The organism is Streptococcus sp. 3.1 (genome assembly GCF_016648915.1).
Classification (GTDB): domain Bacteria; phylum Bacillota; class Bacilli; order Lactobacillales; family Streptococcaceae; genus Streptococcus; species Streptococcus salivarius_E.
This window is the reverse complement of record NZ_JACLQV010000001.1, coordinates 125,171-146,029: the sequence shown is the minus strand read 5'-3', so window position 1 is coordinate 146,029 and position 20,859 is coordinate 125,171. Positions and strand designations below refer to the sequence as shown.

At 36.7% G+C, this 20,859-nt stretch carries 25 protein-coding genes and 2 pseudogenes; 16 read left to right on the top strand and 11 right to left on the bottom strand.

Features of this window, described 5'->3' with window-relative positions; all coding sequences use genetic code 11:
• The first annotated feature begins 12 nt into the window (after positions 1-12).
• The 3 genes and pseudogenes from lacG (at position 13) to H7U02_RS00810 (ending at position 2,634) form a co-directional block, all read left to right on the top strand.
• Positions 13-1,419: a 6-phospho-beta-galactosidase gene (gene lacG / locus H7U02_RS00820; RefSeq protein WP_201042591.1), complete on the top strand. Its 1,407-nt coding sequence runs from the start codon at positions 13-15 to the stop codon at positions 1,417-1,419.
• 22 nt (positions 1,420-1,441) lie between these two features.
• A pseudogene (locus H7U02_RS00815) lies at positions 1,442-1,714 on the top strand (DUF3884 family protein).
• 20 nt (positions 1,715-1,734) lie between these two features.
• The gene (locus H7U02_RS00810) at positions 1,735-2,634 is read left to right on the top strand and encodes an aldose 1-epimerase family protein (RefSeq protein ID WP_201042589.1); all 900 of its coding nucleotides are present in this window, start codon (positions 1,735-1,737) and stop codon (positions 2,632-2,634) included.
• A gap of 1,156 nt (positions 2,635-3,790) precedes the next feature.
• Here the strand turns inward: H7U02_RS00810 and H7U02_RS00805 are convergent.
• From H7U02_RS00805 to H7U02_RS00800, 3 genes and pseudogenes are all read right to left on the bottom strand, one after another.
• Complete coding sequence (locus H7U02_RS00805; RefSeq protein ID WP_145517048.1) at positions 3,791-4,600, bottom strand: hypothetical protein; 810 nt, start codon at positions 4,598-4,600, stop codon at positions 3,791-3,793.
• Positions 4,601-4,747: 147 nt separating this feature from the next.
• Positions 4,748-4,986 (bottom strand): annotated as a pseudogene (locus tag H7U02_RS11605) (Fic family protein); the annotation flags it as partial.
• On the bottom strand, positions 4,985-5,905 hold the full coding sequence (locus H7U02_RS00800) for a helix-turn-helix domain-containing protein (protein ID WP_145517049.1): 921 nt from the start codon (positions 5,903-5,905) through the stop codon (positions 4,985-4,987). The pseudogene H7U02_RS11605 and the gene H7U02_RS00800, both read right to left, overlap by 2 nt.
• Before the next feature lie 276 nt (positions 5,906-6,181).
• Between H7U02_RS00800 and H7U02_RS00795 the strand changes: the two genes are divergently transcribed.
• From H7U02_RS00795 to H7U02_RS00775, 5 genes are all read left to right on the top strand, one after another.
• Complete coding sequence (locus H7U02_RS00795) at positions 6,182-6,637, top strand: hypothetical protein (RefSeq protein WP_145517050.1); 456 nt, start codon at positions 6,182-6,184, stop codon at positions 6,635-6,637.
• Between the two features lie 274 nt (positions 6,638-6,911).
• Positions 6,912-7,343 carry a hypothetical protein gene (locus tag H7U02_RS00790; protein ID WP_145517052.1) on the top strand — a complete coding sequence of 144 codons (432 nt, stop codon included), beginning with the start codon at positions 6,912-6,914 and terminating at the stop codon, positions 7,341-7,343.
• Positions 7,344-7,345: 2 nt separating this feature from the next.
• Positions 7,346-8,374, top strand: coding sequence for a replication initiation factor domain-containing protein (locus H7U02_RS00785; RefSeq protein WP_145517053.1), 1,029 nt, complete (start codon positions 7,346-7,348; stop codon positions 8,372-8,374).
• 65 nt (positions 8,375-8,439) lie between these two features.
• A complete protein-coding gene (locus H7U02_RS00780; RefSeq protein WP_201042587.1) occupies positions 8,440-8,688 on the top strand; it encodes a hypothetical protein in 249 nt (82 codons plus the stop codon).
• A 9-nt stretch (positions 8,689-8,697) separates the two neighbouring features.
• Positions 8,698-10,182 carry a tyrosine-type recombinase/integrase gene (locus H7U02_RS00775; protein ID WP_145517055.1) on the top strand — a complete coding sequence of 495 codons (1,485 nt, stop codon included), beginning with the start codon at positions 8,698-8,700 and terminating at the stop codon, positions 10,180-10,182.
• 597 nt (positions 10,183-10,779) lie between these two features.
• On the opposite strand, the gene H7U02_RS00770 is transcribed toward H7U02_RS00775, so the two are convergent.
• The 8 genes from H7U02_RS00770 to rpmF form a co-directional block, all read right to left on the bottom strand.
• Positions 10,780-10,983 carry a CsbD family protein gene (locus tag H7U02_RS00770; RefSeq protein WP_145517056.1) on the bottom strand — a complete coding sequence of 68 codons (204 nt, stop codon included), beginning with the start codon at positions 10,981-10,983 and terminating at the stop codon, positions 10,780-10,782.
• Positions 10,984-11,030: 47 nt separating this feature from the next.
• Positions 11,031-11,615 carry an Asp23/Gls24 family envelope stress response protein gene (locus tag H7U02_RS00765; protein WP_145517057.1) on the bottom strand — a complete coding sequence of 195 codons (585 nt, stop codon included), beginning with the start codon at positions 11,613-11,615 and terminating at the stop codon, positions 11,031-11,033.
• 14 nt (positions 11,616-11,629) lie between these two features.
• Positions 11,630-11,800: a DUF2273 domain-containing protein gene (locus H7U02_RS00760; protein ID WP_145517058.1), complete on the bottom strand. Its 171-nt coding sequence runs from the start codon at positions 11,798-11,800 to the stop codon at positions 11,630-11,632.
• An 11-nt stretch (positions 11,801-11,811) separates the two neighbouring features.
• Positions 11,812-12,378, bottom strand: coding sequence for an alkaline shock response membrane anchor protein AmaP (gene amaP, locus H7U02_RS00755; RefSeq protein WP_201042585.1), 567 nt, complete (start codon positions 12,376-12,378; stop codon positions 11,812-11,814).
• A 79-nt stretch (positions 12,379-12,457) separates the two neighbouring features.
• The gene (locus tag H7U02_RS00750) at positions 12,458-12,697 is read right to left on the bottom strand and encodes a GlsB/YeaQ/YmgE family stress response membrane protein (protein ID WP_145517060.1); all 240 of its coding nucleotides are present in this window, start codon (positions 12,695-12,697) and stop codon (positions 12,458-12,460) included.
• Between the two features lie 162 nt (positions 12,698-12,859).
• Positions 12,860-13,162 (bottom strand): class I SAM-dependent methyltransferase, encoded by a 303-nt coding sequence (locus H7U02_RS00745; RefSeq protein WP_260315545.1) that lies wholly within the window; start codon positions 13,160-13,162, stop codon positions 12,860-12,862.
• Positions 13,163-13,246: 84 nt separating this feature from the next.
• Positions 13,247-13,396, bottom strand: coding sequence for a 50S ribosomal protein L33 (gene rpmG / locus H7U02_RS00740; protein ID WP_002262412.1), 150 nt, complete (start codon positions 13,394-13,396; stop codon positions 13,247-13,249).
• Positions 13,397-13,411: 15 nt separating this feature from the next.
• Positions 13,412-13,594, bottom strand: coding sequence for a 50S ribosomal protein L32 (gene rpmF / locus H7U02_RS00735; protein WP_002892130.1), 183 nt, complete (start codon positions 13,592-13,594; stop codon positions 13,412-13,414).
• Positions 13,595-13,825: 231 nt separating this feature from the next.
• Between rpmF and H7U02_RS00730 the strand changes: the two genes are divergently transcribed.
• From H7U02_RS00730 to H7U02_RS00705, 8 genes are all read left to right on the top strand, one after another.
• Complete coding sequence (locus H7U02_RS00730) at positions 13,826-14,938, top strand: vitamin B12 independent methionine synthase (protein ID WP_073949428.1); 1,113 nt, start codon at positions 13,826-13,828, stop codon at positions 14,936-14,938.
• A gap of 65 nt (positions 14,939-15,003) precedes the next feature.
• Positions 15,004-15,135, top strand: coding sequence for a PTS transporter subunit EIIB (locus tag H7U02_RS11460; RefSeq protein ID WP_260318260.1), 132 nt, complete (start codon positions 15,004-15,006; stop codon positions 15,133-15,135).
• Between the two features lie 6 nt (positions 15,136-15,141).
• A complete protein-coding gene (locus H7U02_RS11455) occupies positions 15,142-15,489 on the top strand; it encodes a PTS beta-glucoside transporter subunit IIABC (RefSeq protein ID WP_311637357.1) in 348 nt (115 codons plus the stop codon).
• Between the two features lie 24 nt (positions 15,490-15,513).
• Positions 15,514-16,161 carry a PTS transporter subunit EIIC gene (locus H7U02_RS11450; protein WP_037598555.1) on the top strand — a complete coding sequence of 216 codons (648 nt, stop codon included), beginning with the start codon at positions 15,514-15,516 and terminating at the stop codon, positions 16,159-16,161.
• Positions 16,162-16,313: 152 nt separating this feature from the next.
• Positions 16,314-17,594 (top strand): histidine--tRNA ligase, encoded by a 1,281-nt coding sequence (hisS, locus tag H7U02_RS00720; protein WP_201042583.1) that lies wholly within the window; start codon positions 16,314-16,316, stop codon positions 17,592-17,594.
• Positions 17,595-17,601: 7 nt separating this feature from the next.
• Positions 17,602-18,024, top strand: a complete 423-nt coding sequence (locus H7U02_RS00715) for a hypothetical protein (RefSeq protein WP_002885776.1) — start codon at positions 17,602-17,604, stop codon at positions 18,022-18,024.
• Positions 18,025-18,133: 109 nt separating this feature from the next.
• Positions 18,134-19,885, top strand: a complete 1,752-nt coding sequence (aspS, locus tag H7U02_RS00710) for an aspartate--tRNA ligase (RefSeq protein WP_201042580.1) — start codon at positions 18,134-18,136, stop codon at positions 19,883-19,885.
• Positions 19,878-20,819, top strand: a complete 942-nt coding sequence (locus tag H7U02_RS00705) for a YitT family protein (RefSeq protein WP_002892117.1) — start codon at positions 19,878-19,880, stop codon at positions 20,817-20,819. Before aspS ends, H7U02_RS00705 begins: the two co-directional genes overlap by 8 nt.
• Positions 20,820-20,859 lie beyond the last annotated feature (40 nt).

Below are 20,859 nucleotides of genomic sequence, written 5' to 3'. Positions count from 1 at the left end.
GGATTTATAGTTATGACTAAAACACTTCCTAAAGATTTTATTTTTGGTGGCGCTACAGCTGCTTATCAAGCAGAAGGTGCGACTCATACAGATGGTAAAGGCCCAGTTGCATGGGATAAGTATCTTGAAGACAATTATTGGTACACAGCAGAGCCTGCAAGTGATTTTTACCATAAATATCCTGTTGATTTAGAATTAGCTGAAGAATATGGCGTTAATGGTATTCGTATTTCAATTGCCTGGTCTCGTATTTTTCCAACTGGCTATGGCGAAGTAAATGAAAAAGGTGTTGAATTCTACCATAATCTTTTTGCTGAGTGCCACAAACGTCATGTTGAACCATTCGTGACTTTGCACCATTTTGACACTCCAGAAGCTCTTCACTCAGATGGAGATTTCTTAAACCGCGAAAATATAGAACACTTTGTAGATTATGCCGCTTTCTGTTTTGAAGAGTTCCCAGAAGTAAATTACTGGACAACTTTCAATGAAATTGGCCCAATTGGAGATGGTCAATACTTGGTTGGTAAATTCCCTCCAGGCATTCAATATGATCTTGCCAAAGTCTTCCAATCACACCACAACATGATGGTTTCTCATGCACGTGCTGTGAAATTGTATAAAGATAAAGGTTATAAAGGCGAAATTGGTGTAGTACATGCGTTGCCAACCAAATACCCTTATGATCCAGAAAATCCAGCAGATGTTCGTGCCGCTGAGTTAGAAGATATCATCCATAACAAATTTATCTTGGATGCAACCTACCTTGGACACTATTCAGATAAAACGATGGAAGGTGTCAACCACATCCTAGCTGAAAATGGTGGAGAACTTGATCTTCGTGATGAAGACTTCCAAGCACTTGAAGCAGCTAAAGATTTGAACGATTTCCTTGGTATTAACTATTACATGAGTGATTGGATGCAAGCCTTTGAAGGTGAGACTGAAATCATTCACAATGGTAAGGGTGAAAAAGGAAGTTCTAAGTACCAAATTAAAGGTGTTGGTCGCCGAATCGCACCAGATTATGTGCCTAGAACGGATTGGGACTGGATTATTTATCCTGAAGGCTTGTATGACCAAATCATGCGAGTAAAAAATGATTATCCAAACTACAAGAAGATTTACATCACTGAGAATGGTCTTGGATACAAAGATGAGTTTGTAGATAATACTGTTTATGATGATGGTCGTATTGATTACGTGAAGAAACACTTGGAAGTTTTATCAGACGCAATTGCAGATGGTGCAAATGTTAAAGGTTACTTCATCTGGTCACTTATGGATGTCTTCTCATGGTCAAACGGATACGAAAAACGTTATGGACTATTCTATGTAGACTTTGACACGCAAGAACGTTATCCTAAGAAATCAGCTCATTGGTATAAGAAAGTAGCAGAAACTCAAGTGGTAGAGTAATATCACTTGAAAATGTAAAATATTGTTATCTGATACTTTAGAAAAAGTACAATACTTATTTAGATCAGGCTTTGAAAAGGTATATATTGTTAGTTTCGAAGATTGTCCTATGATTCCTAAGCTTGAAGCTATCTCGTTGCTAAAATGTGGTAAATGATATGTTTCAACTGGAAAAGAGTGGATTTGCCATTCTGATTTAGAGTTATCAGCATTTGAATGGGAATTTTTACAATCACTCGATGTAGAAATACGTGAGACTGTTCACTTCGAGGTAAATTATTTGCCTTTCCAATAATAAAAAGAAAGGAATTAGTTGTGACTATCGAATTAAAAAACGAGTATCTTACTGTTCAGTTTAAAACACTTGGTGGTCAACTGACTTCGATTAAAGATAAGGATGGGATAGAGTATCTCTGGCAAGCTGATCCAAAATATTGGAATGGACAGGCGCCTATTCTATTTCCTATCTGTGGTAGTTTACGAAATGATTGGGCTATTTATAGACCTCAAGAAAGACCCTTTTTTACAGGTCTTATTCGTAGACATGGTTTTGTTCGAAAAGAAGAATTTACTCTGGAAGAAGTTAATGATAATAGCGTGACCTTCAGTATTAAACCAAATGCTGATATGCTTGATAATTACCTATATCAGTTTGAACTTAGAGTTGTTTATACCTTGAATGGTAAATCAATTAGAACCGAATTTCAGGTGACGAACTTGGAAACGGAAAAAACAATGCCTTACTTTATTGGAGCTCATCCAGCATTCAATTGTCCTTTAGTAGAAGGCGAAAACTATGAGGATTATTATATTGAATTTAGTGAGGTTGAGTCGTGCTCGATACCAAAGAGTTTTCCTGAGACAGGGTTATTAGATTTACAAGATCGGACACCTTTTTTGGAAAATCAAAAGATTCTCGATTTGGATTACTCACTTTTTTCCCATGATGCCATTACACTTGACCAGCTCAAATCTCGCAGCGTGACACTTCGGTCAAGGAAGTCTGACAAAGGTCTTCGAGTAGATTTTGATGATTTTCCTAACTTGATTCTGTGGTCAACAACTAATAAGAGCCCATTCATTGCTTTGGAGCCTTGGAGTGGTCTCTCCACATCACTTGAAGAAGGTAATTTCTTAGAAGATAAAAGACAGGTAACGAAGGTTTCACCTCAAGAAACTTCTAGAAAAACCTACGATATTACGATCCTTAATTAAAATTTGTTATTATTTGAGTCTTCAATAAGATTTGAATACTCTTACCTTGTGATGATAGATTGGTCTTCTCCGTACCAGTCTTATATCGCAAGGTTTTTAAGTTTTTTGTGGGTCTATGTCAACTGTAGTGGGTAACGAAAAGCTAATATCTAAAGACAGTCTGGTAGAAAAAAATAAGATTATTTACTACTTATTGATTTAGAATAATAGTGAAGCTATTAATTTGTGGCAAATTTAGTTTAATATTTTGCCTCAAATTAGCCACACTTTTCATAGAATTAAGAGGAATAATGAAGTTCTTTTCCTATTAATATGGTTGTTTGAAATCTTAAATATAGAGATTTACGATGTAATGGAAAGTATGGCGAATAAATCAACTATGTTCAGCAAACAAAGCTTAATTGAACAAAGAAACTAGATCCGAAGAGAAACTTGTTTTTTGTAACAGAATAATGAGCTAGTCTTTGACTACAGATAAACAAAGACCAATCTTCTATCTGAACTTTATTTAAGACATAACCCTTTTAAGATGATAGGACCTATTGGTAGTGTAAAATAAGTTGTGTAAACACCAAAAGGAATAAATCCGTTATAGTAGAGTTGCGAAACATTACTAGAAAAAGATTTATTCCTATGACTCAGTTTCCACAGAACTACTTAACTTCCTAGTCCAAAAGCAAGATATTGATAATAACAGAAGGAGAAACTTTCCCTTTTTTAGTTCAACTTATTCAATTTTTTTATTAAATATTGTAATAGAAGGACAAAAGATGTTGATATCATGCTACACTAAAATAAATTAAAACAAAACCTTGTCAAACCAGGTTTTACGAAAAAAGGTAGAGAAAAAGGTAGAGTTTGAATTGAAATTCAGTGCAATATATCGCATTTGACAAAAAGAAAAAACGCTTGAAATCAGCGTTTTTCTTTTGTATTGATTCGTATTGAATCCTTATTTAACCTCAGTGAGCGTAATGTGTAATTTGGCAATATTCGTTACGTTCAGGAACGTTGATTTTAAGGGCTTTTCAATCTTTCAATTATTAATGAAATAGAGTGATTTTGACCTTGCTTTGGTTTTAATCAGACAAAAATCAGACAAAATTTAGTTCACTGATAATAAATTGCATAGGAGTGAGGTCGCTTTATTGGTGATTCAGTCAAACTGGACTAACTTACTTGGATTAGTTACCCACGGAAGTGAATCGGGAGAAATTTCTTTAGGGGCAGAATATATCTCTACTCTTTCAATACTAACTGTTAGTGAAGTTTCTTCATCTGACTTGTCTGCTTGAACTTGGTGGAAAATACGTAATTTAAACGATTGTTCGTACCAATTATTTAAGCAATCCTGAAAATAGGTTGAAAATTTGATAGGAGAAATGAGCAAATGAAATTTATCTTCCTGATTAAATTCTTTAAGATAACCAATTTTTTCATAGAACATAAGATTAAGTTGTACCTTATGGTTTGAATATAAAATTGGATTAAGTTGATAATAATGGTCGCCATTATCAAAATAAGTAGCTTCAAAATTTCCTATATATAAATTATACAGCTCTCTAGTTCCAAGATTTTCTAGAGAGATAGTGACATTTGGAGTGTCAACATTATACTTTCTTGGAAGGTTTGGATATGCTTTTGGGAACATAAAGTCAAATTGAATATACTTATCCTTGTAATTATACTCGTCAACGGGTGACACATCAATTAAAGGCTTTACAATCCGTTTGGTATCTTCTATCTGTGACTCATATTGACTGTTAATTGTTATAAGTACACCATATAGAGTTAACCCACTTCCTAAAAGTGTAGCGTAAATATTCCAAACTTCGATGTTTAAAGTCTTTATATTAAGACCAAGTTTTGTTGGAAGATTAACTATATCAAGGACTAATAGTATAAAAGAGACTACTAAGATTAAGCCTCCTATATTGATGAAATTATTTATCCTATTTTTGGGCATGGGTAAAATTCCTTTTATTAAATATAAGTAAATAGCGTACAAATGATAAGTCACTTGCTACTCGCTAAGTGAAGTGAAAACCAACTCTGCTTCATATAACGAAAAATAAGTGAAGCCAAAACGGGTTTTGCTTCACTAAGAGATACCTTATTGAACGATTGAAAGAAGTTGAGGACAGTAGTAGGTTCTATTCCTTTGAGCGTTATCAGTTAAAAGATACCTTTGTCAATCAGCTTATTTAGTAAAGTATAAGTAGTTCGTTCAGAAATTTTTAGGTGTTCACTAACTTGTTTTGCCTTAAAAATTGGAGCTGAGAATATAAAGTCAAGAAGCTGAATACCTGAAACAGAATTAAGTTTAGGGATGACTTTTTCCTTTCTAAAGTTATTTCTCTGCCCAGTCAGTCCAATCATCAAAGGTCGTGTTATTGTAAAGTTCTATCAGTCGTGGTCTGATAGATTGGATGATCTCAACTAACTCGTGTCCCTCATGAAATTGTGAAAAAGGCATACCGATAGTTGCTTGGGATATATCTGAAAGTAATTGGCGTGTTGTTTTGCTATCTGCAAGTGTATTAATCAGAAAACCAAGTAGATAATTAGAATCATAGTTAACTTGTACACCTGTTGAGGATGTATCCTTAAGCAGACGTTCATAGCCTTCTTTGATTTCTTGCTTGATTCTATCCTTGGAAAGCTCTTCTAAATTACCGACAAAGTCATATGAGATGTAGATTTGGTTAGCAAAGTAATCAGAAAGTTCGTTGATTTTAGTAGCATCAAGTCCGTCTTGCTGGCTTAAGTAGGTTTTGGCTTCCTTCCTAATTGTGCCCCTCAGCGTATCATAAAGCATTTCAAAAAAGATATCATCTAGGTAGCCTTCATTTGGGTATCCAAATTCATTTTCCCAGTCAGGATTTTCAAATGTTCCAATGGTTACTCCCCCACTTCTTGTGACCGATTGTATTGGATTTGTTTTTATTCTAAAAAGCTCTTCTTTTATTTTTAATGGAATATCAGGATACTCATCTAGGAATGTGCCATAACCAAGTTTTCTAAGGTAAAGTTCAATGTATTCTTCCAATTCACCATAATAAAACCAACCTACAGGCTTTCCATAGATTTTTGATACTTTTTCTAAAACTTCAAGAGGAGCTAGGTTGTCTCCTCTTACATATGCGTTAATAGTTGATTTTTTTAGTCCAAGGCGATTTCCAAAATCTGTAAAGGACAAATTTAATTCATCCTTGACTTGCCTAAGTCTTCGCCCGACAGCCTTTTTATCAGGTTTAAGTATTTCAAACATAAGTTACCTCTCAGACCATTATAACATAGGAGTTTATAAAATCGTACATTTTTTGAGCAAAACTCTTGACTCCGTATATGATATCGTATATAATTATTAGTGGGCGTTAAGATTGCTCAAAAATTTTCCGCTAAACGTACATAAAAACGTATATGGCGGTGGGAGGAGTTAACCCAACAATCAAAAGAGAAAGGAAGGTAGAAAAATCCTTGAATGATGTATCAGAGATTTCGGATAACTGCTAGCTGAATGCAAACGTCAGAAAAGAGAGGAATTATGAATGAATACGATTATCAAGAAGTAGTGGATAGAGTTGATGGCCTCAACTCAGTCTCAACGTTAAAAAAGTGGCGATTAAAAATTGAAAGCCTGACTGGTACTCAATTTAAAGAAAGTAGAGTGAGAACGGGTCGAAAATCTTATTCTAAAGTCTATCTTTTTACAGAGGATGACCTAAACCATTTTCAAGCGATTGCTGATAAGAAGTCTTCGTTGGGGCTGGAAAGAGCAATTCTAAGCGTTTATGGTTTTTCTAAAGAAAATGATAATCAAAAACCTATTAGAGAGCTTGTTGATGAGCTAGAGGTCTCCATCAAGGAAATCCAAGAAGATTATCGAAGGAACCTAGCAAAGTTGAAACAGGAGTTAAAAGTGCTTCTTGCTAGAATCCAGACCTTGGAGAAAGAGACGGAAGAGAAATCATCTAAGAGACTTGGCTTCTTTCATCGATGAAGACGGTTCGCCACCCCACCGCTGGGCGAGTGGTCAACACGGTAGCCCAGAGCAGGTGGGGAAGGTGGCAAACGGCTGAACTCGGTTTGATATTTGCACCCCAGTCCCTATTAGGGGGTGCACACATACATGAAATGTGGTCAAATCCCTTGATACGCAAGGGGTTCAGCGATTTGAAGCAAAAATCACGAAAAAACCTTTATAAAGCCCATGATATCAATAGTTTACTACAGATTTCATGTAGGCGTAGCTTTTATGAACAGGAGAAAAATGTATGACAAAATTTAACTTAACAGACGAAACCGTAAAAGTTGGCGATTTGAAATTGGATAAATCACAATTTGACATTCCAAAGAAAGTAACCATCCTTTCTTCACGGGTCGCCCCAGTCTATAAAAATGTGAATGGCGAAAGCATTGCGACAGATGAAGTGGCTAAAATTACTTGTTTTGTACAAGATACAGACAAAATTCAAGCCTTGAAAGACTTGGGATATTCCCCTGATGACCTTAAGAGCATTCGTTTGGAGATTGTAGATAACCTCGACAAGTTGGCCAAATCCGTTGAAAAGGATGAGCTGAACTCTCTCGTAGTAGAACTTATCAATCCAGAAGTCCACCTTGGCTGGCGAGCTAACAATAACGGTGGTGGAAATTGGGGTGGCTTAAAGCTAGTGGCAACCGATATTAAATTCATTGGAGCCTAGACATGGATAACTCAGTGATGTTAGACTACTTAGCCGTAACGATTAAAGGCTTAGCCCCAGATGATGTCATTGAGAAAATCCTCATTCTTCCAAAAGAAAAGTTTGTCCTCAATGAATGGGGGATAAACAAGTACCAACGGCATTATGCCTTCTCAGAAATAAAGGTTTATTTCAATAAGGATTGGGAATCGAAAATGGGGGTCTTTATCGAACTGAAAGGGCAGGGGTGCCGTCAGTATGAAGAATACATGGAAAGCAATGTCAATAACTGGGTAACCTTGATGAAGCGTATTTCTGAATGTCACAGTAACGTCACAAGACTAGATATCGCCAATGATATCTTTGATGACAGTCTATCCGTCCCACTCATTTACAGTTATTGTAAAAAGCAACTCTGCATATCAACCGCTAAAACCTTTGATTATCATGAAAAGAGCATTCTTGAAAATGGTGAAAAGGTCGGTGAGATGGTCACGATTGGTGTTAGAGGTACTCAGCAATGGTGTGTCTATAATAAGCTGTTAGAACAAAAACTAGACAAAGATTTACCAGAAACACCGTCATCATGGACAAGAGCGGAGCTAAGATGTTGGCAAGAAAAGGCAAATTTACTAGCTAAACAGATAAAAGATGGGCGACCACTCAAAGAGATTTACTTTGAGGCGATTAACGGACACTATCGCTTTGTCAGTCCGAGAGACACGGATTCTAATCGTTGGCGAAGGAAAAACGTAAGGTGGTGGAATGAGTACCTAGAGACAAGAGAAAAGACCGTCTTAAGTGTTAAGCGAACGAAGCCAACTCTAAAACAGTCTGAGCTATGGACGGAAAAACAAGTCTCACGGACACTTGGGAAACTTTATGTGGCAAAAGCAGAATCACATGGACGAGAAAAGGCAGATAATTATATTCAACACTTACTTGAACTTGGTATATCCAAGCTAACGGAAGTAGACGAAACAGACATTCAGCAGTACAAACAAGAGCAGTTAAGCTCAGCCTATTGGGGTGTAAGAAAAGACGACCTATAGCACGCTACAAATCGCCTTTCCAAAAATAACTAACTAGATTATAACCAAAGCAGAAGGAGAATTCAATGGCAACATTAAAAACAGAACATGACTTTGACTTGACCCGTAACTGGTACCGAAAATCCGTCTTTTTAGCTGAACTCTGGCATGGCATGACAGTTGCAACACTTAATAGTTACATTCGTCAGATGAAAGACAGCCCATATGCCTTCGGTATTAAAGGAACGCATGGTAACGTCTTTATCCACTCGGAAGTCTTCGTGGCATGGTTTGACTATAAAATTGCCAACCAGTATGTTGCAAAGATGGCGTAGGAGGTACCTATGAGAGATAACGGTTCAAGAGTACTCATCATCAGTTCTTGGCGACCTGATCCTTATAAATCCGGCAATGTTTTAGTGAAATTCGCTATGCGATTTACCCACCCTATTACAAAAAAATCTCACAAGAAATATCTTTCTACAGGAGCCAGCAAAGGGTGGTTTACCACTAAGGCAAGCCCAAGCAAAAGGACATCATCTGGAAAAGAGCGTCTTTTGGTCAACGATATTAAAAACTCCCAACTGATTACACAAGTCACGAAAGAACTGAACAAATTAGTTGATGACTATATCGCCGAGATAACAGGGGTTAAGCCAAAGAAAGCCAAGAGACTTTTAACCCTAGAAGAAATTGCCAAGCCCTTTGATGAAAACGGCAATCTCTATGGTAAAGCCTTTAAATCATGGCATGATAGAGTTAAACCTGCCAATAATACCCTCAAAACGAGAGTCACTATCTACAATCGCTATATCGAGCCTAACTTTGATACAAAGATGTCCATCACAAAATTTGTTACCATGACAGATGAAATTCAACGTCTAATCGATAGTTCATCGATATCCATGGCTAGAAATCTACATATTTTCCTTAAAATGATTTTTGACTGGTCAGTTGAAAATGGACAGATTACTCTTACACAAGACCCGATTGCCAACAACAAGGTTAAAAGGCGAGTTCTGACAAAGAGTGAGGAGCAGGACAAGAAACGTGAAGACATTGCGGAAAAATATCTAGAAGCAAGTGAGGTTAACTATGTTCTCCGCCTGATAGAGAGCTGGATTAACCGACCTGATAATCAACTTATCGCAGATGTTCTGAGAATGATTTTCCTAACAGGCATGCGACCAAGTGAAGTTCTGGGATTGAATGAGGATATGCTTGATTTCGAGGAGAAGTGGATAAAGGTTCATTGGCAAAGGGCAAGTAAGAATAAGTCAGACGAGGTGATGGAAGCTCTTGATCTTGATGAAAAGGAACGTTACCGTTCAGACCTTAAGACCAAGGAAAGTGTCCGTACGATTCCAATGAGCCCCGAGATAGAGAAAATCTTGCGACATTACATTGACAGAAATAAGTTTCAAGCTCAATTCAATCCGACTTACCAAGACTTGGGATATCTCTTTACTAGAACCTATATCAGGGCAGGTAATCGGCAAGGTTCTCCGCTTTATCACAACGAGCTTTCACAATTCCTGAGAGGCGGTTCTAGTCAGTCAGCAAAGTATAACAAGAAAGCTGGTAAACCCTATAAGGATATCGATAGCTTTCTAAACTTTGGCAGACCGATTCATGTCATTCCTCATATGTTCCGTCATAGCTTTATCTCTATTATGGCAAGTGAAGGCATTGACCTTCCCACCATTCGAGAGTTTGTAGGACATTCGGAGGATTCCAAGGAGATTGAACGTGTCTATCTTCATGTGATTAAGAAGCAAAAAGACACCATGAGAGGAGCGGTAGAAAAGCTAGAAAAGCTGATTGAATAACAAAAGTAACGTTTTAATCAGGCAAAACTAAATTTTGAACAACAGAAAAAGCCTAGAAATATTAATTTCATAAGGCTTTCTTTGTACTGATTTACTTAATTTCCACGAGTGCAAGATATGGTCTGGCATATGGTATGATTTCGAAGAATATTGGTATAATCGCATTTCTGATTTTCTAATTGTAGATAATTTGTGCGCTTTTTAAGTCAAATTGAGTTGACTCAGACATAAACTCTTAATAGTAAAAGATATAGATTGGTAGTGTAAACAATTGCGTATATTATAAAAACATCCAGAATAGTAACACTTTCTTAAAACATTTGATTAAAAAGCACCCTAACTTCTATGATTGAGCTAAAACTGTAGAAATTAGAGTGCTTTTACTATTAGAAAGAATATGTACATGGAATTAAAAAGGAATTTAAATTCATCTAAAGAAAGTTGATTTTTCAACTGAATAATATTAAAAGAATATCGAGTTGTAGTTATGTTGAAAGTAATCTTATAAGTGAGTAATTAGGAGTAGAATACGACAACCTTATCTTTTTAGTAGAGTAGCTTGTTATATTTTCTATGAAAAATCAATTGACTTTATGACTATTTATCGTCTTTTTTTACCATATTTTTAACGCCTTCGATTGCGCCTTCAACGGCATCTTTTGCGTCTTCTGCCACTTCTTTAACTTTAGAAACTACTTTTTCTGCAGCCCCTTCTTTTTCTGTTTTCTCGTCGCCAGTCAATTTACCGACACCTTCTTTGATCGCACCTTTTGCTTGATTTAATTTTTCTTCTGTAGACATAGTCTTACCTCCATATTTTTTTATTTGTACGTTTTTAAATATCCAAATTAATGAACACGTGGTTTTTCATTTGATGAAGAGTCAGTTACAGCTTCTACGCCTTCACCAACTTTTTCTTTAACTGCTGAGAATCCATTCCCCAAACCTGTTTTAACATTTTCAAACTGTTCAGATGCAAATTCACCTGTTGATTCAACTGTACCAGTTACACGATCTTGCAAGCTTACTGAATCTGCTTCATGTTGTTCTTTTGTTTTAATATCGACAACATTCACGTTCACTTCAACAACTTCCAAATCTGTGATTTTAGAAACTTGTTCTACAACTACTTCTTTAATGTGTTTGTACAAGTCAGGAACATTCTTTTGATATTCCACAACTACATTCAAGTCAACAGCGACTTGTTCTTTACCAACTTCAACGTTTACACCATTGGCAACATTGTCAGTGTTAACAATCTTATCAGCTAGATTAGAGAAAAATCCGCCATCTACAGCCAACAAGCCGTCTACTTTTTCTAAAGAAAGTCCGATGATTTTTTGGATGACTTTATCTTCGTAAGTCAATTCTCCTTTTACTGCATCTACTTTTTTAGTAGGTTCTTTTTTATCCACATTTTTTTCGTTTGACATATGAAACTCCTTTATTATTTAAATAGACCTTTTTGTTGTAAGTAAAATCCAACTCCAGCTCCTATGACGGCGAAGATTAAAACAAACAATGTTTTAAAGAACCCATAGGACAAGGTGCAGCAAGCTAAAATAACACCTGCTAATCCAAACAGTAGTGGGTACTGGTATTTTTTAAACCATTCCATTTTTTACTTCCTTACTTTACACGACTCACAGTTTTTTTAGCTGGTGTTTTAGGCTTATAATCTTTTACAGAAACATAAAGCTTAACACCATGATTCATTCCAAAAAACTGTGTCAATCCATTACCGATCTCATCTTTTATAGACTGAGTTCTTTTAATAATATTATCTGAGGGAAGAATTTCTCCTTCCACGGAAACTAAACATTTATTTTTCCGACTATTTACATGAACTTTAGGATTCTTAATGAAGTTATTTTCATTAACTACACTACGAACAAATCCTTCAATAGCAGAATTTTTTAGTTTTAGCTTACCACCTGCATCTTCTAACTTTATCTCTAAATGTTGTTTAGGATAAAAGATGATTACTAGCATAAATAATAAAATTAAAATTGAGAGAGCCAAGGAACCCCAGAAAAGATATCTTGAAAGATAATATTCTAAAAAGGAAATTCTCTTCCAATTAACTAATTGGAGTCCTAAACCACTAACTTTATGGTAATCTAGCAAAATAGGAATCAAAATTGTCAAGATTAAAATACAAAATATAAGAGAAAGTATTTTCTTAGATTTTGACATATTGAATCCTTTCATGAATACAATCAAATCATAACCTTGCCCTGTCTTAAAGATTATGATTTATTCTTGAAAAAGAACATTATTCTTTTTTACCTAAGAAAAACGACACTACGGCAACAACAATGACTGCTCCTAAGATTGATGGAACTAATGCCATTCCAGCTAGACTAGGTCCCCATGCACCGAAAAGTGATTGTCCAATAGATGAACCGACTAAACCTGCAATGATATTGGCAATTATTCCCATGGAACCTCCCTTTTTAGTGATTCCACCAGCTATAAAACCGATAAAGCCTCCTACAATAATAGACCAAAGCATAATAGGCCTCCCTTCTATCTCAAAGAAAAGTTATTCAATAAGTAAGTATTATGAAGAATATAACATTTTAATTGTTTTATTCTTTTGATTTTCAGCTAAAAATTACTTATTGAATGAAAATTAAAGCGCTTTCTTTTCTAAGATTAGTATCATTATACGCTATTATTTAGGGGAAATCAACGAAAATGTTTGACAGTATCCATTTAAAGGATTGAATGGCATTTTCAAAACTATTTCTTTTTCATCCTTATCCACAATATAGTTTATTTCATTATTTAATCCTGTGAGAAAAATGCCTCCCTTTTTCAAAACTCTATGCGCTTCATTGAAAATATGTTGCATATTCTCAGTATAGTAATTTGATACGGGGTGAAATACAATATCAAAAGACTCATCTTCGTATGGAAATGTTTTTGTCATATCTCCCTCTATAGCCTCTATTTTATATCCCTCCCTTTTAACCAATCAGACAAAAATCAGACAAAACTATATTTTAATCAAGCAAAAAAGCCTAGAGACGTTGGTTTCATAGGCTTTTCTTTTAATGTCTTATTTAACCTCAGTAAAGATTACGTGTTTACGCAATTTTGGTGAGTATTTTTTCAATTGAAGACGGTCTGGAGTGTTACGTTTGTTTTTTGAAGTAAGGTACAAGCGTTCACCAGATTCTTTGTGTTCAAGTGTAATATTTACGCGCATGGTATCTCCCTTCTATTATTTAGTTGCGTTAGCTTTAGCGATTTTACGTCCTTTGTAGTATCCTTTAAGTGATACACGGTGTGAACGTGAGTAATCTCCAGTTGTTTCGTCAAATTGTACTGATGGAGCAGTCAATTTGTAGTGTGTACGACGTTTGTTTTTCTTCGCTTTTGAAGTGTGACGTGCAGGTACTGCCATTTCTTTATTTCCTCCGAATTAATATTTATGTTCTTGATTTTAAATCAACTATAACAGAATAACATATCTTTTTTGTAAAGTAAAGTTGCTTGACAAAAAAACTTGTCAATAAAATATATAGTTAAAAACTATATCGTATGATAACAAATATATATTTCACTGCTATAGCAGCAAGTGCTAGAATAGGCTTATTATTACATTAAGCGAAAGCATAAAAAGGAGTAAATAACTATGAGTAAAGTTCATTATCATTTTGATCATGTTGGTTCTTACCTTCGTCCACAAGCTTTAAAAGAAGCACGTGAAAAATTTGCCAATGGTGAGATTTCGCAAGAAGAATTGTTGAAAGTACAAGATGAATTGGTTAAGGAACTGGTTCACCATGAGGTAGAAAATGGTCTTCAAGTAGTTTCTGATGGTGAATTTGGTCGTTCTTGGTGGCACCTTGATTTCCTATGGAACCTAACTGGTTTTGAAGCTTACCAACAAGAAGATTCATATAAATTCCATGGAGCTAAGACACGTACAACCAATGTTCGTATCAATGGTAAGATTGCCGAAAATCCTAATCATCCTTTCTATCGTGACTTTGAATATCTTAAATCAGTGACTCCTGAAGGAATTACTCCAAAAGTAACTATTCCAAGTCCATCACTCATCATTAACCGTGACCACCGTAGTGATCTTTATGCAGATTACTATGATTCATGGACAGATTTCCTTGATGATTTGGCTAAAGCTTACCATGATACCATCCAACATTTCTACGATTTGGGGGCACGTTATGTACAGTTAGATGATACGACTTGGGGTTATTTGATTCAACAGTTTGAGAATGAAAAAAATAATCCTGAGAAAACAGCTGAGTTGGTAAAAATTGCTGAGGATGATGTATACACTATCAATAAAGCCTTGGAAGGTCTTCCAGAAGATTTGACTTTGGCTACTCATATTTGTCGTGGAAACTTTAAATCAACTTATCTTTTTGAAGGTGGCTATGATTCAGTAGCTAAATATCTTGGGAAATTGAATTATGATATCTTCTTCTTGGAATACGATGATGCGCGTTCAGGTAGCTTCGCACCACTTCCAACGATTTGGAATAACCGTGATCATGTTGAATTGGTGCTTGGTGTGATTACTTCTAAGGATCCAGCTTTGGAAGATGTAGATGCTGTCATCGCTCGTATCCATGAAGCGGCTGAGCTTGTACCACTTAAGAACCTTGGTATCTCAACTCAATGTGGTTTTGCCTCAACTGAAGAAGGCAATATCTTGACTGAGCAAGACGAGTGGAATAAATTACAATTGATTAAAACAATTACTGATAAAGTTTGGTCATAATAGAAAAAATGCAGAGAACAGGCTCAGCTTGTTCTCTCTTTTTATGAGTATAGAAAGGAAGTGTCATGAACTATAAAGAGACAGGGCCGAAAATTTTAGATGCTATAGGAGGAAAGGAGAAAGTTCAGAATCTTGTAAACTGTGCTAAACGTTTATGTTTTACCTTAGCGGATGATAAAGTTGTTCAAACTATCTAAGGTATTGTGAGTTTGGCTAAGAGTGGTGGCCAGTATCAAGTTGTTGTTGGGAGTGATGTACCAAATGTATGCCGTGCTTTGGAAGGCTTATTAGACCTAGATGAAGTGTCTAAGGAATCATCGGAAAAACAAGACAGAACTCCTCTTCAAAGCTTTTTAGCCCTTATTTCTGGGATTTTCACACCAATCTTACCGGTAATTACAGCAGCAGGGATGATCAAAGCCGTTTTGTCTCTTTTGGTTGTCTTTAAGGTAGTAGCTGTAGATGATGTTAACGATCAAGTTCTTAATTTTATTAGTGATGCTGGATTTTATTTTTTACCTGTATTTTTAGGTGCTTCAGCAGCTCGATAGTTTAAGACAAACGCTCAATTGGGGATGTTGATTGGTGCTATTTTATTACACCCAATTTTTACGCAGATTGTGACAACTGCCAAGGAATCAGGTCAGGGCGTCTCTTTCTTTAGTATTCCCCTTACATTAACTTCTTACTCATCAACGGTTATTCCTGTTATTTTGGCAGTTTGGTTTATGAGTTATGTGGAGCGCTTTGCAATTAAAATTTCATCAAAGGCTGTTAAATTTTTCTTGGTGCCTATGATTACGACCTTGATTACTGCAATCGTAACACTTTTGATTTTAGGTCCAGGTGCTTTGGCTTCGAATGTGGCTCAGGGGGGAGTAACCCTTGCTATTGCTTTAAAAACTAAGGATACCAATAAAAAAGTTCTGGCTTCATCTGCTGGAATTACTGCAATTTGTGGGATTACGAAACCGGCTCTTTATGGGGTAACTTTGCAAAATAAAGCTGCCTTCATAGGATCTATTGTTGCAGGGGGAGTAGGTGGCTTCTTCCTTGGTATTTTAGGTGCGAGAAATTTTGTAGGTGCTTCCCCAGGTCTCTTGACGATTGCAGCCTATATCGGTGAAGATACACTTAAATATTTTTACACAGCTATTGCAGGTCTTGTAATTTCTGTTGTGGTCTCTTTTATTGTGACCTTCGTTCTTTATAAAGAAGATTAATGATTGTTGCAGGTCGAGAGGTCTGTTTCTTTCTTACGTTGAAAAAACCTCTACCATTTCCCAAAAGCTATGTAAATTATGATAGAATAGAGTGATTATATCTGTAATAACGGAAAAGGAGGGCAGGTCTATTTGAGACCTGTATCATCATTATGAAACTTCAAAAACCTAAGGGAACGCAGGATATTTTACCTGCTGATAGTGCTAAATGGCAGTACGTAGAAAATGTTGCACGTGAAACATTTAAGAAATACAATTATGGTGAAATTCGTACACCTATGTTTGAACATTACGAGGTCATTTCACGTTCAGTAGGTGATACAACTGACATCGTTACTAAGGAAATGTACGATTTTCATGATAAGGGAGACCGTCATATTACACTTCGTCCAGAAGGAACAGCACCGGTTGTACGCTCTTATGTAGAAAATAAACTCTTTGCGCCAGAGGTTCAAAAACCCGTTAAAGTTTATTATATTGGATCAATGTTCCGTTATGAACGTCCTCAAGCAGGACGCTTGCGTGAGTTCCACCAACTTGGTGTAGAGTGCTTTGGATCAAAAAATCCAGCCACAGATGTTGAAACCATTGCTATGGCCTACCAACTCTTTAATACGCTTGGCATCAAGGAAGTTACCCTTCATTTGAATAGCCTTGGAAATACTGAGAGTCGTCTGGCTTATCGTCAGGCCTTGATTGACTACTTGACACCAATGCGTGAAAGTTTGTCAAAAGATAGTCAACGCCGTTTGGATGAAAATCCTTTGCGAGTACTCGATTCAAAAGAAAAAGAAGATAAGGTTGCAGTTGAAAATGCTCCCTCTATCCTTGATTATTTAGATGAAGAAAGTCAAGCGCACTTTGACGAAGTACGTACCATGCTCGATAGTCTTAACATTCCTTACGTGATTGATACTAATATGGTACGTGGTCTTGATTACTATAATCACACGATTTTTGAATTTATTACCACTATTGATAAGTCTGAATTGACAATCTGTGCAGGTGGTCGTTATGATAGTTTGGTTGAATACTTCGGTGGTCCAGAAACAGCTGGTTTTGGTTTTGGACTTGGTTTAGAACGCTTGCTTTTGGTTCTTGATAAACAAGGTATCGAACTTCCTGTGGAAGAAAGTCTGGATGTTTACATTGCAGTACTTGGTTCAGGTGCCAATGGCAAAGCTCTTGAGTTAGTTCAAGCTATCCGCTATCAAGGATTTAAGGCTGAACGTGATTACCTTGGACGTAAGATTAAGGCACAATTTAAGTCAGCAGATACCTTCAAGGCTAAGACGGTTATCACATTAGGTGAGAGTGAAGTGGAGTCAGGTCAGGTCAATGTCAAAAATAATGCTACTCGTGAGGAAGTTACTGTAAGTTTCGAAGAGCTAACTAAAAACTTTGCTGTAGTCCTCGAACAGTTAGAAAAGTAGGGGGCATATGGTTAGTATAGTTGATATGCTCAAACGGAGTGAAAAGTTCAGTTTGGCTTTTGATCGTAGTATGCCCATTCGTTTCCAACAACAGTTTTGGCAATTGATTGCCTTTCTTGATAAACATGACATTACTTGGTTCAATGATGAGCCTGCAAGTGATCATGCGATGTGTCAGCAATTACTTGGTCAAGTTTGGCGTCAAGATTGTCAAGATGTGGTCTTGAGTTTTGAAACACAGGAACGTTATTTGGGATGGCAGGTAGACGAGGAAACTGATGAACTTAGTGTTATCATTGAAGATGTTTACGGATTCCGTTGGAATAGTTTACTTGACTTAGAAACAGCCGATTATCGTTTTGAAGATTTTGAAGAGTTTGCTGAAGATTACGTGGATACTAGTGATTTGTTGAAACAATTTGGCAAATAGTTTTATAAAAAAGAAAGTCTATTAAAATTCTAACCTGAAATGGGTGGGGTTTTGATGGGCTTTTTGCTATAATAGTTAAGACTAAAAAATTAACGAAAGAAGTGTATTTATGGAACGTTCTATGTATGCCGGACGTGTTCGTAGTGAACACATCGGAACTACTATTACTTTGAAAGGTTGGGTATCTCGCCGTCGTAACCTCGGAGGTTTGATTTTCATCGATCTTCGTGACCGTGAAGGTTTGATGCAGTTGGTTGTTAACCCTGAAAATGCGGATGCTAATGTTGTTGAAACAGCTGAAAGCTTGCGTAGCGAATTTGTTATTGAAGTAACAGGAACTGTTGAAGCGCGTGAACAAGCTAATGATAACTTGTCTACAGGTGCTGTCGAACTTAAAGTTGAAAATCTTAAAGTTCTTAATACTGCCAAAACAACGCCATTTGAAATTAAAGATGGTGTTGAGGCTAGTGATGATACACGTATGCGTTACCGCTACTTGGATCTTCGTCGTCCAGAGATGTTGGAAAACTTTAAGCTCCGTGCAAAGGTAACTCACGCCATCCGAAATTATCTTGATGACTTGGAATTTATCGATGTTGAAACACCAATGTTGACAAAATCTACACCAGAAGGTGCTCGTGATTACTTGGTTCCAAGCCGTGTTAGCCAAGGTCACTTTTATGCTCTTCCGCAAAGTCCTCAAATCACTAAACAATTATTGATGAATGCTGGTTTTGACCGTTATTATCAAATTGTTAAGTGTTTCCGTGATGAAGATTTGCGTGGAGACCGTCAACCTGAGTTTACACAAGTTGACTTGGAAACGTCATTCCTTAATGAGCAAGAAATCCAAGATATTACAGAGGGATTGATTGCTAAGGTTATGAAAGAAACTAAAGGGATTGAAGTTACATTACCATTCCCCCGCATGTCTTATGATGATGCCATGAATAACTATGGTTCTGACAAGCCAGATACACGCTTTGACATGCTTTTACAAGACTTGACAGAAGTTGTCAAGGGTGTAGACTTCAAAGTATTTGCTGAGGCACCAGCTGTTAAGGCAATTGTTGTCAAAGGAAATGCAGACAAATACTCACGTAAAAGTATTGACAAGTTGACAGAGTTTGCCAAACAATTTGGCGCAAAAGGTCTTGCTTGGGTTAAGATGACTGACGGAGCTCTAGCAGGTCCAGTTGCTAAATTCTTGACAAGTATTGAAGGAAAGTTGACAGATGCTTTACACCTTGAAGAGAATGATCTAGTTCTTTTTGTAGCAGATACACTTGAAATCGCTAATAACACACTTGGTGCTTTGCGTAATCAGATTGCTAAAGAACTTGACATGATTGACAATACTAAGTTCAACTTCCTTTGGATTGTCGATTGGCCAATGTTTGAGTGGTCTGAAGAAGAAGGACGCTATATGTCTGCTCACCACCCATTTACTTTGCCAACAGAAGATTCTGTAGCAGAGCTTGAAGGTGATCTTTCCAAGGTTCGTGCTGTGGCTTATGATATTGTCTTGAATGGTTATGAGCTTGGTGGGGGTAGTCTACGTATCAATCATAAAGACCTACAGGAACGTATGTTGAAAGCCCTTGGCTTCTCTGAAGAATCAGCCTACGAGCAATTTGGATTCCTTCTTGAAGCTATGGACTATGGTTTCCCACCACATGGTGGTTTGGCTATCGGTCTTGACCGTTTTGTTATGCTTCTTGCAGGTAAAGATAATATCCGTGAAGTGATTGCCTTCCCTAAAAATAATAAGGCATCAGATCCTATGACTCAGGCTCCAAGTCTTGTGGCTGATAAACAGTTGGAAGAACTTGCCCTTCATGTAGATTTAGAAAATGAATAAAGCACCTCTTCATAAACATGTTAAATTTGTAGCGAAAAAGTCTGCGAAGAGAATGGGCGTTTTGCAGGCTGTTCGTAGTATTTCCCGTGAAAAGTATACTGAAAAAGTCTCAGCGTCTTTACTTTATGGGCTCTTATCGTCAATCGCCGTTAATTTCTTTTTTCAACCTGGACATGTTTACTCTAGTGGAGCGACAGGTTTGGCACAGGTTTTATCGGCATTGAGTGTTAGAACTTTGGGCTTTGAGATACCAGTATCATTGACTTTCTACGCGATTAATATCCCTCTCTTGATTTTGGCTTGGTATAAGATTGGCCATAAATTTACTATCTTTACCTTCATTACAGTAACGATGAGTTCCCTTTTTATTCAGGTGATGCCACATGTAACCTTGACAGAGGATCCTTTGATCAATGCTATCTTTGGTGGTTTGGTCATGGGAACAGGGATTGGTTTCGGTTTAAAATCTCGTATCTCTAGCGGAGGGACGGATATCGTTAGCCTCACTATTCGTAAGAAAACAGGCCGTGATGTTGGTAATATCTCCTTGATTGTCAATGGGATTATCATGGTTTTTGCGGGCATTCTTTTTGGTTGGAAATACGCTCTCTATTCAATGGTTACGATTTTTGTTTCTAGTCGAGTAACGGATGCGATTTTCACTAAACAAAAGAAAATGCAGGCTATGATTGTTACAAGTAATCCAGATCCAGTTGTACGAATGATCCAGAAGAAACTCCACCGTGGAGTAACGTTGATTAATGATGCGGAAGGAACATATAATCACGAAAAGAAAGCCGTATTATTGGCGATTATTACGCGTGAAGAGTATACTGACTTCAAGCATTATATGAGAAAAGCAGACCCTAAAGCCTTTGTCTCCATTGCAGAAAATGTACATATTCTAGGTCGTTTTGTTGATTTAGATGACTAACAAAAAAAGAAAGTTGACGAACGTTAGCTTCTTTTTTGTT